Consider the following 13,331-nt stretch of genomic DNA (forward strand, 5'->3'; position numbering starts at 1 on the left):
AATTCTTGCATTGCTACTCAGAGGCTTGTGCTATAATAACATAAAATCAGTTATGATAGCGTTATCATATAGTATTCAGCCCCTAAGTTGAGTTGGATGCTGAACAGTAGAACCACGGCTGAGAACATTGGCATCGTGGAGTGAGGAGCGGGGTCTATTGTCTCGTAATTGGTACTACCGGTTATTGTTCTCGTATTTCCCTATTTTCTTTTTTACCATGACAATACTTATTTTTATCGCATTTGTTTTTATAAATGACGTCTCTAGGGAAGAGACCAGAAAGGCAGATCGAATCTCCTCCAGTTACTTGGAGTCTACACTGGATCGTACGATCCGGGATATTGAGCTATCTGTGACCGAAACAGTACAGAACACACAAGCTTACAAGCTTTATTTTAATAACACCGTCCAGACCAGCTCGGACACGGTCTATTCAATTGCACAGAATTTGCGCGAACTGTCCAGTTCTTCTTCATGGATTCAATCCATCTATATCTACGACAAAAGAAATGACAGAGTTTTGACGGTAAGTGGCTCCAGAGAATCGGACAGCTTCTCGGATAAGATGTGGATTGATCGGATTGTTAACGGGCCAATCGGGTCGGGCTGGCAACCAGTCCGGGAAATCGAGGTGGACTTTCAGCAACCTGTCCGGGTACTGACAGTGAATAAGGGCATGCCTTTACCTTTTGGCTCCGAGGGTACTCTGGTCATTAATATCAAGATGAGCAGTATTGAGCAAAGTGTGGATAGTATGGTTAATGGGCAACTTTCCTTTCTGACGATTACGGATCGTGAGGGCAAGATTGTGTATAATGCCCATTCCGATTATGAAGGCGCAGTGAATGGAAAGGAGCTAAACCATTTACCGCTAGACAGATTGGGCTGGACCCTGTCCAGTGGAATTAAGGCGGGCAACTTGTTTGGCTGGGTTTCGGTTGTTTCCTACGTGTGGATTATAATTGGAATTCTGACTGTTCTCTGTGCCGTCATTTATATTGTCTATATAACTCGTCGTAACTATAAGCCTATTCAGATTATCATGAACCGGATTGAAGCTCATCAAATCCGTGTGTTGGAAAACTCAGGAACTCGGACCGATGAGATGAAGATGATTGATGGTGTTCTTGAGAATCTGATCAATCATATGATGGACTATGATAAGAAGAGCAGAGAGAACGCACTTTTACAACGTAGCAGGCTGTTTAATGCTTTGCTGCTTGGGGAACATATGGATCAAGTTTCAGAGCAATTAAAGGAGTTTTCTCCTTTTGATGAAGTGCATGACTCTTCGCGTTTTGCCGTTGTTGTTGGAGAAATCAACAAGTATGAAAAAGGGTTTCAGGAACGGTACACGAGAGGTGAACAAAATACGCTGAAGTTTGCTTTGATGAACGTTTTGCAGGAACTATCACGTAATACGGGAGTACAGTGCTGGGCGGAATGGATCAGCGCGGATCGAATAGCGATACTTTTTTTGTCCAAAGAAAATCGTGACAGTAACAGCTCAGATATGTCAGGGCAGATTCGCATTGTGGTAGAGGAATGTCAATCTTGGGTGGAACAGAATCTGCGTATTTCCCTTAGCTTTGGCATTGGGCCTATTGCTGAGGGCATAGAATCGATTCGGGATTCCTATGCAGCAGCCGAGACGGTAATGCAACGCAAGCTCTTGATGAATGGTGATGTGGGGCAAGCCGAGTGCGGAGAGCATCAGCATCCTTTGCTGGATACCTACACGTACCTGCAGATGATTGCCGACTTTGTTAAACGTTTCCGCATGTCGAGTGTTCAGTGGCGTGATCAATTGGAAGAGATTTTCACAGCATTTGAGCGAAATAAGCTGCCAGATGACGAGATTCGCTCTCTCATCCAGGCGATGTTACAGATGCTCAGTAGAGAAGTCGCAATGATGTCAGAGAAGCTGCAAGAAGAGCTGTCAGAAGAGAATATTAACAAGTGGCTCAAGTTGATGGAAGAGGCAGAGACACTTGAGGATATCAAAGGCCTTCTGTTTGATAATCTGACGGATCTGTTCAGAACCTATGTGGCGGTCACTGAAACCAAGAGTTACAAAGCAATGGTTAACGAAATGAAAGCCTATATTGAAGAACAGTTTGCTAATCCAGATCTTTCATTGAAACATCTGAGTGATCGATTTCAGATTACGGGCAAACATGCGAGTTATTTGTTTAAGACCGAATTCAACATGAAGTTTGTTGATTTTGTTACAGAGCTTCGCATGAAGGAGGCCGAACAGCTTCTGTTAAAAACGGATCATTCCTTGCAGGACATTGCTTTGAAAGTAGGATACGCGAACGGAATTACTTTAGGCCGTGTGTTTAAACGGGTGATGGGTATTACACCAGGGGATTATCGTCGTTTGAAACGTGAACACCTTGATCTTGAAGAATGACAAAAATATAGATGTTCATGGCTTAAGGAAATACAGGGTGAGTTTTAGGCAGTCGCTCTTCACTGAGAGAGCGGACAGTCTTGAATTCACCCTGTTTTGTATTATTCAGTTATAAACTGAAAGGGAAGTAACTGCTTGTGTGCGAGAATACAAGGATATTCCCACTCTTTTCTATTTACGAATATAAGCAGTATGTGAAAATGGTTTATCCGAATATGAGCAGAGTGTTCTGGTGTCAGAGGGGGCAAACTAGCACTAAAGCCTTTAGTAGCAAGGGTTTAGAAAATAGTCAGTCTGCGAAAATAATCATGATGTATAAACCATAATCCGTATGTAAACGCTTACGAAACTAGTTTGTTGTAAGAAAGACGAGAGATGTGGAATACTCAGAGCAAGCTTCAAAAACATTCACGCAAAGCCAAAGGGGATGAACGGAATGACAAGAAAAGGGAGTCTAAAGAAGTTGATGGGTTTGGCGCTTACAGCAGTAATGGGCGTCTCACTACTTGCGGGGTGCTCATCTGCAGATAACAAATCAGCAGAAGGCGGAGCATCCGGTGATGGAAAACGCGTCACATTAAAGGTGGAGCTTTTCGACCGTGGTAAAACACCTTCTCAGTACACGATCTCAAATAACTTTATCTCTCAAATGATTCAAAAGAACTTTGGTGATCCGAACAACATTGACGTACAGTTCGTACCTGTTCAACGTTCTGAGGAAGTAACCAAGCTGAATGTCCTGATGGCTAGTGCTTCGGACGTTCCGGATATTGTCTTCGTTTATGACTCCAGCGTGTTTTACCGCTATGCACAACAAGGCGGGTTGACAGATGTAGGTGATCTGGTTAATCAGTATGGACCGAATCTGAAAAAGTTTTTGGGTGAAGATACATTAAAGTTTGGTCAAGTGGAGGGACAGCAGTTTGCTATACCGGGTAAACGTGCGATTACAGCGCGGTACAGCTCCTTCATTCGTCAAGATTGGTTAGATAAGCTGGGAATGCCAGCACCTCAAACAACAGATGAGTTGTATAACACATTGAAAGCTTTTAAAGAAAAAGATCCTGGCAATGTGGGAAGTCAAAACATTCCTATGGGTTTTGCGCTTGCACCAGCTTCCTATGAACCACTCATCTATTCTTTCATTAAGCCGATCGCTGGTGATAAGACTTATGCTCAACGCTATGAACTGCCTTTGCATGAAGGATTCAAAGAATCTATGCAGTTCTTGAACAAGCTATACAACGAAGGATTGATCAGTAAGGATTTCAGCTTGGATAAGGATAAAACCCAGTTAAACAAAGACGTTGCAAATGGAAATACTGGTTTCTTCTCTGAAGATGTGGACTCTATTTTCTGGCCAGATGGATCTTATGATCTGTTGAAAACAAACAAACCAGACAGCAACTTGGCTCCGCTCGATGCATACACCAATGCGAATGCTGATGGAAAACATATCAAGTCCCGTTATGGTTCGAACGGTATGTACATCATGATTCCGAAGAGCAGCGAACGTGCCGCAGAAGCAATTAAATATCTGGATTGGATGGCTTCCGATAAAAACCTCACTGCCATTTATGATGGCGTGGAAGGCGAGAACTATGATCTGGTAGACGGCATTCCGGTTGCTAAAGCAGACGCTACTCAAGAAGCAAAAGATCGTCTGTTCAATGCAGGAGATACCGCGATTATTTCGAACGGTAAAAACCTTGGTGATCAAGCACAAAATGAAAAAGCTTGGATCATGGGATTCCCTCCAGCGAATCAGGAAATTTTGAAAAAAGCACTTGAAGTTGCAAACACAGATACGGTTGGGCCAATTGTTTTCAGCAAGCCAATTCAGACAGAGATGAAGTATAGCACAGCACTGACAGACAAATTGGACGTTATTATCGTAAAAACAGCGATGGCAAAACCTGAAGAATTCGATGCTGTATTTGAAAAAGAAATGGCTGACTACATGTCCTTGGGTGGAACAGAGCTGAAAAAAGAATTGGAAGCTGCTGAACAATAAGTTTGAACAAAATGTGTGTAAATTGAAGTGTTTCGATGAAGCCTGTGCCGCCTCTCGGGCGGCGGCATAGCGTTTCTTCGTTTGTGAGGAGGAGAGAGAGACATGACCACATACTTGAAGAGATACTGGCAACTGTATGCGTTAATTTCACTGCCCCTTATTTATTTTATCATTTTCCGGTACGGACCAATGTACGGTGTGCAGATCGCTTTTAAAGATTTTAACCTGTTTCAAGGTATTAACGGTAGTGAATGGATCGGCTTCGATGCTTTTCGTGAGGTATTTGCAATGCCGGACTTCTACACTACGCTACGTAACACATTTATGCTGAATTTTCTTGATCTGATCGTTTCATTCCCTGCTCCAATCATTCTGGCCATTATGCTCTATGAGGTAAGGTTTAAATGGTTTAAGAAAATTTCACAGACCATTTTGTACATTCCTCACTTTATCTCCTGGGTTATCATCGGGGGAATTGTATACCAATTGTTTGGTAATCAATCCGGTATGGTTAACGGTATTCTGGAAAGTATGGGCCTAAATTCAATTCCGTTTTTGACAGAGAAAAACCCTTGGCTTGTTACTTACCTGTTCACAGGTGTGTGGCAAAGTGCTGGGTGGGGAACCATTCTATATCTGGCTGCATTAACCGGCGTTAACAAGGAATTGTTCGAGGCAGCTGAAATTGATGGTGCAACGCGGCTGAAGAGAATCTGGCATATTACACTGCCAAGTATTAAACCAACCATTGTAACCTTGCTTATCCTTAATCTCGGAAATATGGTCAGCATCGGTTTTGACCGGCCTTATGTTATTGGTAATACGGCTGTTCGTGAATATTCCGATGTACTCAGTACCTTTGTATACAGAATGGGTATACAGTCTGGACAGTATACACTTGCAACGGTTGTCGGCTTATTCCAGGCTGTTGTCGGATTGATCTTTGTACTCGGCTCAAACTATATCTCGAAGAAAACAACTGGTGAAGGAATACTATAATTTTAGGAAAATAATAAAATTTGTTACATTTGGTTTGTTGAACGTATAGACCATCAGTAAAGGAGTTGTGCGCAGATGAGTGACCGCACCTCGAACCGGATTTTTGATATTGTCAATGTCTCCTTTATCACCTTGTTTGTTATATTCTGTCTTGCTCCGTTTCTGCACACGATTGCGATATCGTTAAGTTCAAACCGGGCCATTACATCAGGTGAAGTAACCATCTTCCCCAAGGAATTTAACTGGGATGCATATGGGCAAGTATTTTCGGATCATTCCATGATCTATTCACTAGGCTTCACCACGGTTCTTACGATAGCTACGACAGCGCTGTGCATGTTGTTTACCATTGCTGCAGCGTACCCGCTCACGAAGAAAAAATTAAAAGGTCGTAAAATGTTTATGTACGTCATCATCATCACCATGTTCTTCAGCGGAGGGATTATTCCCGAATATTTGCTGATTCGTGACCTACATTTGCTGAATTCCGTTTGGGCTTTGATTCTACCAGGATTAGTGAGTCCGTTTAACTTGATTATCCTGATCTCCTTTTTCCGTGGCATTCCAGAAAGTCTGGAAGAATCCGCTGAGATTGATGGAAGTTCGCATGTGCATACGCTCTTTAAAATCATTTTGCCGCTATCTATGCCAGTAATTGCTACACTCTCTCTGTTCTATGCGGTTGGACGCTGGAATGGCTTCCAGGATTCCCTGATGTACATCACTGATCCGAAGTTATATCCATTGCAACTGAAGCTCTATCAAATGGTACAGAACAACATGATAAGTGAGCTTACATTGCTTGAAGGTGCAAGCCGAACAAGATTAACTCCAGAGAGTCTTAAGGCTGCAACGGTCGTGTTCGCAACGGTACCTATCCTACTAGTATATCCATGGTTGCAAAAGTACTTCGTCAGCGGTGCGATGCTGGGAGCGGTTAAAGGGTAATTTCGTAGTCCCTATACACGCTAAACATCACAATTGGGGAGGAGAAGGAGCGTAATATGCAGGGAAGAGATAAGGGAGAATACTCATTCTCCACATGCTGGAATATCCGAAAACATGATGTCGGGGAAGCTATGATTCGGGAGATTGCGGATCTAGGCTTTCGTCGGGTGGAGCTAAATTACAATGTAACGAAAGAAATGCTCAAAACGATTGAGCCGATGATCGAGCGCGGGGAGATTGGGGTGTCCAGTGTGCACAATACATTCCCTCATGACCCTGATCCCGATTATGGAACGGATTCCATCCTGCTCGGCTTCGAAGATGAGGTGAAACGCAAACGGGCGATCGAATTATTGGTAGAGTCGGCTGAATATGCCCAGCGTTATGGGGGAGAAGCTGTTGTTGTGCACCCCGGAGAGGTGCCTTTTCCTCAAGATATCAGCAAAGACCTTGGAAAGATCTATAACGAGGAAGGTCCGGACTCACCGAAGTATCGCAGCAAATGGGCTGAATTGATGGAGCGGCGGGAAGCCCTCAGTTCAGGGTATGTGGAGAAAATTATCGCCAGTCTGGATGAGGTATGCAATCGGGCGGCAGCTAAAGGTCTGGATGTTCGTTTTGGCATCGAGACAAGATCGAGACCACAACAGATTCCTACCCTTGCCGAAGCCAAGACTATCATCACAGCTCTCAAAGGAGCTCCGGTTGGTATCTGGTACGATACAGGTCATGCCATCATGATGGACCGAATGGGCCTTTATGACAGTGTGGGAGAAATGCAAGGCCTGATGGATGATATCGTAGGGGTCCATATCCATGAGACACTTGGTCTCTCTGACCACTGGTGCCCGTATGTACACAGTAAGGATATGAACTTCTATGATGTTTATCTGCCGATGATTCGCCGCGCACAGGTGAAGGTATATGAGTTGAAGTCTGCCTGTAAGGCAGAAGAGATCCATGAGAGTCATGACTTGCTTATGAAGAAGCTTGAAGTGACAGAGTAGGCGCGGTGATGTGGGAAACAGTTTGCATGTTCACAACATGTGTTTAACGACTGTTTTCTCAGTGATGGAGACCCATAAGTATGTAGTAAAACAAGCACCGATTTTCTAGCGACTTTTGTAGAAATATGATATATACTGACGAGAAAAATGAACTCACCTACGGGCGGTATGAGTAAGCTTCCGGTCTGAATTGAAGGCGCTGAAGCAACATACTCCGCACATCGGGAGAATGCATTGGTATGGAGGGGACTGCACATGTACAAACAACTGGTGGACAGTAATGACAGAGCGGTAGAAAGAGGCATATCCCGGCAGATGCTTGACCCGGAAAGCCGTTACTATGGAGGGACAATTGATCCCTTCACAGGTGTTGCCTGGGTCAACCATACGACTGGAACGCCCACGGATATGTGTTACTGGGGAGCTGCGCTCTCCAATCCGGACTCTATCTATTACCGGGATGAATCGTTGTTAAATCGACTGCTGTTAGCTACGGAATTTGTACTCCGCTTCCAGCATGAAGACGGTTCAATATCGCCTGGCTGGACCAATTACCATTCCCCTCCGGATACTGCATTTGTCGTTGTAGGGTATTCACAGTTGTATCAGCTTCTTCAGCAGCAAGAATGGGAGCCGCTTCAACCCGTATTGAACAATATGAGGCTATTCTTGGAACGTACAATCCCAACCATGCTAACAGGAGGTTGTCATACGCCGAATCATCGCTGGGTGTTATGCGCGGCGCTTGGTTTCTTGCATGAAATTTTTGGTGTGGAGGAAGCTGTGCAGCGCGCAGAGCAGTGGCTGGCAGAAGGCATGGATATTACACCCGATGGGGAGTGGACCGAACGAAGCAACGGAATCTATAATGCGGTAAGCGACATTATGCTCATTCATGCGGCACGTCTGCTCAAGCGTCCAGAGTTGCTAGAGCCGGTGCGTCTAAATCTTCGTATGATGGTGTATCTGGTGCATCCCTCGGGTGAGATTGTGACAGATTATTCTGGTCGGCAGGATTTGGGAAGCATTCACGACTTGTCGTCGTATTATCTACCGTATGCGATCTTGGCGAAGATAGATGGTGACTCCATTTTTGCGGGCATGGCAATATGGGCAGATAGTACATTAACGGACCCGGGAGTATGCTCGGTCAACGCTCTCGTTAGATTGTTGCTGGAACCTGATCTTCAACAAACCAGTGGTACGAAGAATTCGCTACCGGAAAATTACGAGTTGATGCTGAATGAACACTTTGTACGCGAGCAATATCTGGGGCAGATGGGTTCGACTGGACATCATGGACGAATCTCTCACAGTCGGATGCATACGGACTTTGGTGCTCCGGTAGCCCGAATTCGGGATGGCGCCACTAGTGTGACTGTGATGACAGAAGTTCCTTCTTTCTTCGCTCTTCGTCATGGCAAGGTGCGCCTGCTGGCTGTGCAACTGGCATCTTACTTTAATCCAGGGTATGTACCTATGCAGCAAATGACGAGGCTGTCCGAAGGGTATCGATTAACTGGTGAGCAGAAAAAAGGTTACTACGGCCCAATCCCTGCAAACATGCTGCCAGAATCGGCTGCAACAGCCATCAGTCCATGGTACTTGTTACCTCATCAGAGTCGTCAGCTTACTCATGAGCAGACATTCCGTGTAGGAGCAGAATTACAGCCAACGGAAAACGGATGGAGCATGCATCTATCTGGACAGGAACCGGAGGACATTATGATGCAGTTATCCTTTGTATTCGGAAGCGAAGGTGAGCTGACCTGTGAGGACGCGATTGAAACGAGTGAGGGTCACTACTTGTGGAAAGGCGGCTCGTTACGCTATACCTGCGGAGAAGACTGGCTGGAGATTACCGGGGGCGAACTCGGACATCTGGCGGCAACGGTTCGTGAGGCAAAACTGCCGGACAAATGCAAGGTTGTGCTGGTCAATTTCATGACACCGTTTGATAAAACCATTCATATTACACTTTCGCCTTCGATGGCGCTGAAGAACTAAATCCATTGAATCCTTTTAAGGCATAATCGTTAGAAGACCGAACCCTTGGGCTCGGTCTTCTTTTATTTACGAATGAATGCAACAAATGTTCTAAAATGATATTCCCACTGTCCAGATCAGTCCAATAATATATGAACTATTATCATTCCAGTTGCTCTAACGCAGTTTCGATTGGCTTGGTGAACAGAGGATTATCTTTGGTATTGCTCCAGTAGACGATAAGTACATTTCCTTTCTCATATATAAAAGGGAACGTTGTGAAATGGGCATTTTCCATGTGCTTATTGAATTCTTTGGTCCCATTAACGCGATCCTTATCAGAATTGAAAATATAAAAATGTATAAACTCAGGGCTATAGGGTTCATCTTCCACGGGTACTTCAACGGAATACACCTCAGGTATAACATCATTTAATTTCAAAGGATACCCGGTTATACCAAAGGACACTAAATCCAGTTCTTGAGACTCGAGCACTTTCAGTACATCATCTAATGTGAACTTATTTTCTAAGTTTTCTATATCTTTTGAACATCCATTCAAAGCAAACAAACAGATTAAGATGAATACAATTGGTTTTATCTTCGAGATCGTCAATATAACATCTCCTTAAAATAATAATGATGTGTCTTTATTTTTAATTACATACGCGAAAAAGAGGCTGACGGTCAGAGCTAATATACGTTGTTTGATTTTTAATGGAGATAAACCACTAAAAAGGACAATAAGGATAATAATACCATGAACTACACTCGTATTATTATAACCGGACCGAATCCAGTTAGACGTTCCGTAAGTGATAAGAAGGGACTAATGTAATACTGCAAATAGATCCTTGGCAAGCGAGTGCAGGAGTCTCTAGGAAAAGATGGGTTTCCTTTGAATAAACAACTGAATAAACAACGCTCCAAGGTGATAGGTTTCCGCAAAATGGAATATCACCTTCTTTTGCATTTTTTTCATGAACGACATGAAACTACATATTGAGAAGTGGGCCTTAAGATGTGGTATACTGAAGAGTATGAATGAAATGCAAAGAGGAGGTGCCTTGGAAGATGAAGGGCAAGCTAGTGCGGGCTGAGGGACACCTTGCCAATATTATACCGATTCACTTGGATGCTTCTTTCTTCTTTGAAAGAGCTGTCCGCTCGCTGGACCGAAATCATGTCGACAAGGCATTAAAATATTTTCGCAAAGCTGTTGAATACGAACCGGAAAATCCGGTAAATCATTGTAATATGGCGGGTATATTATCGGAGAAGGGGGATTACGAAGCCTCCAATGCCATTCTGGCTAACGTGCTGGAAGTGGTAGATCCGTCGATGACGGAATGTTATTTCTATATGGCGAACAATTATGCAAATATGGATCGGTTTGAGGAAGCCGAGCAAGCACTTGTTACCTATCTGGAGGAGGACACCCAAGGTCAGTTCATGACGGAAGCCGAAGAGATGATGGAGCTTCTGTACTATGAGCTGGATCGTCCGACCAAACTGAACCGAATCAAATCACGCAAAGGTGTAGTGGAGCACGATCAGGCACGGGAACTGCTGGAAGAAGGAAAATTTGCCCAGGCTGCTGAATTGCTCGAAGGCATGTCTTCTGATTATCCTGATTACTTGGCTGCCCGTAACAATCTGGCACTCGCCTATTATTATATGGGGCTGTTTCCCAAAGCAAAAGAGACCATTGCTGAAGTGCTTGAACAGGAACCAGGTAATCTGCATGCACTCTGTAATTTGGCCATTTTCCATCAAAATGAGAACAGGGCTGATCAAGTTCTGCTTTTGATCAAAAAATTGCGTGTCATCGTGCCATTCCAGCACGAACAAGTCTACAAACTGGCTACAACGATGGGAATTCTGGGTCAGCACGATACGGCCTATGTTCATTTCCGGCGTTTGCTCAAGGATGAAGAGACGGCTGGTGATCCGGCACTTGCTCACTATGCAGCAGTAGCAGCTTATAATACAGAGCGTTATGACGCCGCTGAGCGTTTATGGCATCATGTGTCCAAGCTTGATCCGGGTTCGGAAGTATCTCGATACTATCTGTCAGGTCTTGAGGCTGTACGGCAAGGCGAGCAAGAGCCTGAGAAGTTGAGTTATCACTATCATCTGCCATTTGATGAGCAGTTCAGACAGTGGGAGAACTATGGTAGCGGCATACCTGAAGAAATGAAGAATGATCCACTGATTCGTTCATCGTTCTTCTGGGCTTTGCGTCATGGTGATCGGGCAACGAAGCTGCAGGTTATTCATGCGCTTGGAATGATCGGCGATTATGAGGTACAGCAGGCACTTCAATCTTTCATTGAAGAGCCACGAGAAGAACCAGATTTGCTTGAGGCAGCACAAGGTGTGCTGAACGGATTGAAATCGGCTGAACATGAGGATCGGAATTCTCAGGTCGTTCGTCCTTTTTCTCCTGTAGCCTTGAAGTCTATTGGGAAGGTTCCATCCACATCAGAGCAATCGGACACTGGTTCAACCTCCCATTGGCAGGCTGTTGTTGATCGTGCGTTACAGATGTCTGAAGCAAAGGCTGAGTTGCAGCAAGAGATGGAACGGCTCTGGACGGATTATGTATCCCGGGTACATCCGGAGGTTCCAGGTACGAAGCAGATTGAGGGTTGGGCTGCAGGACTTGAATATTTGGCAGCGAAGAATCACAGTCGGCCCGTTACCTATCAAAGCATTGCTGAGCGGTATGGGATATCGGCATCAACGGTTAGCAAGTATGCTAAACAGATTCATTCGGTATGTAACAGCAAGCCACCACTTGTATAGATAAAGTTCGCTTTAACTCGTTTTCAGAAAGACATCATCAGGTGAAGGATACAACAACCGGGAAAACGGGTAAACTTAACGAATGGGCCTCGTAAACGCCTGTAGGATATCATCTTGGCAAGTTCATCGCTAGTACAACACATTCTCACCTTAATTAAGGAGGCTGTATCTATATGTCTAAATACAGAACGATTGTGATCGGAACGGGACCTGCGGGTCTGACAGCAGCGATATATCTGGCTCGTGCTAATCTGAAACCACTGGTTATCGAAGGTCTTCAGCCGGGTGGTCAATTGACGACGACAACGGAAGTTGAGAATTTCCCCGGTTTCCCGCAAGGTATCATGGGGCCGGAACTGATGGACAACATGCGTAAGCAAGCTGAACGTTTTGGAGCAGAATTCAAAAACGGTTGGGTAGAAGAGGTTGATTTCAGCAAACCGCCCTTCAAGGTCAAAGTTGGAGGAATTGGTGAACTGGAAGCTGAATCGATCATTATCTCCACAGGTGCTTCCGCTCGTTATCTCGGTATTCCGGGTGAGCAGGAAAATGTGGGACGTGGTGTAAGTACATGTGCGACATGTGACGGCTTCTTCTTCCGAGGCAAAAAAATTGTGGTCGTGGGCGGCGGAGACTCCGCTATGGAGGAGGCGAGTTTCCTGACTCGTTTTGCAACAGACGTGACATTGGTTCACCGCCGGGATGAATTGCGTGCATCCAAGATTATGCAGGATCGGGCTCGCAGCAATGAAAAGGTGAAGTGGGCGCTGAACCGTACTCCACTAGAGGTCGTACCAGAAGCTTTAGGTGTCAAAGGACTGAAGGTGCGCAACAACGAGACAGGGCAGGAAGAGTTGCTCGAAGCAGATGGCGTATTCGTTGCCATTGGTCACACACCGAATACCGGATTCCTTGGGAATGCGATCACACTGGACGAACATGGCTATGTTGTCGTTAAACCGGGAACAACGGAGACGAATATTCCGGGTGTATTCGCCTGTGGTGATGTTCAGGATACGAAGTATCGTCAAGCTATTACGGCTGCAGGATCAGGATGTATGGCCGCGATGGATTGTGAGAAGTTCCTTGAAGGAAGCATTGTTCATGATTGGAGCGAAACGTTGGATAAATAAGCATTACATGCTTGAGGTTA

The 13,331-nt window shown here is 44.8% G+C and carries 9 protein-coding genes; 8 read left to right on the forward strand and 1 reads right to left on the reverse strand.

The genetic code is table 11. The features are described 5' to 3' along the window. Positions 1–157 precede the first annotated feature (157 nt). The 6 genes from MHB85_RS00815 (at position 158) to MHB85_RS00840 (ending at position 9,391) form a co-directional block, all read left to right on the forward strand. Positions 158–2,416 carry a helix-turn-helix domain-containing protein gene (locus MHB85_RS00815; RefSeq protein ID WP_341072232.1) on the forward strand — a complete coding sequence of 753 codons (2,259 nt, stop codon included), beginning with the start codon at positions 158–160 and terminating at the stop codon, positions 2,414–2,416. 427 nt (positions 2,417–2,843) lie between these two features. Then, on the forward strand, positions 2,844–4,430 hold the full coding sequence (locus MHB85_RS00820) for an extracellular solute-binding protein (RefSeq protein ID WP_374954438.1): 1,587 nt from the start codon (positions 2,844–2,846) through the stop codon (positions 4,428–4,430). Positions 4,431–4,532: 102 nt separating this feature from the next. After that, positions 4,533–5,429, forward strand: coding sequence for an ABC transporter permease (locus tag MHB85_RS00825; protein ID WP_074092961.1), 897 nt, complete (start codon positions 4,533–4,535; stop codon positions 5,427–5,429). A 75-nt stretch (positions 5,430–5,504) separates the two neighbouring features. Next, a complete protein-coding gene (locus MHB85_RS00830) occupies positions 5,505–6,377 on the forward strand; it encodes a carbohydrate ABC transporter permease (RefSeq protein ID WP_091012017.1) in 873 nt (290 codons plus the stop codon). Between the two features lie 56 nt (positions 6,378–6,433). Further along, positions 6,434–7,384 carry a sugar phosphate isomerase/epimerase family protein gene (locus MHB85_RS00835; protein ID WP_341072234.1) on the forward strand — a complete coding sequence of 317 codons (951 nt, stop codon included), beginning with the start codon at positions 6,434–6,436 and terminating at the stop codon, positions 7,382–7,384. 255 nt (positions 7,385–7,639) lie between these two features. Further along, positions 7,640–9,391 carry a hypothetical protein gene (locus MHB85_RS00840; RefSeq protein ID WP_341072235.1) on the forward strand — a complete coding sequence of 584 codons (1,752 nt, stop codon included), beginning with the start codon at positions 7,640–7,642 and terminating at the stop codon, positions 9,389–9,391. Positions 9,392–9,533: 142 nt separating this feature from the next. Here the strand turns inward: MHB85_RS00840 and MHB85_RS00845 are convergent, their stop codons facing one another. Further along, positions 9,534–9,986, reverse strand: coding sequence for a hypothetical protein (locus MHB85_RS00845; RefSeq protein WP_341072237.1), 453 nt, complete (start codon positions 9,984–9,986; stop codon positions 9,534–9,536). A 458-nt stretch (positions 9,987–10,444) separates the two neighbouring features. Here MHB85_RS00845 and MHB85_RS00850 point away from each other — a divergent pair, with 458 nt between their 5' ends. After that, entirely contained in the window at positions 10,445–12,178 is a 1,734-nt protein-coding gene (locus MHB85_RS00850) for a tetratricopeptide repeat protein (RefSeq protein ID WP_105602299.1), read from the forward strand. 173 nt (positions 12,179–12,351) lie between these two features. Further along, a complete protein-coding gene (gene trxB / locus MHB85_RS00855) occupies positions 12,352–13,311 on the forward strand; it encodes a thioredoxin-disulfide reductase (RefSeq protein WP_091012024.1) in 960 nt (319 codons plus the stop codon). Positions 13,312–13,331: the final 20 nt, after the last annotated feature.

The sequence above is a fragment of the Paenibacillus sp. FSL K6-4396 genome (assembly GCF_038002525.1).
Lineage (GTDB): Bacteria > Bacillota > Bacilli > Paenibacillales > Paenibacillaceae > Paenibacillus > Paenibacillus amylolyticus_B.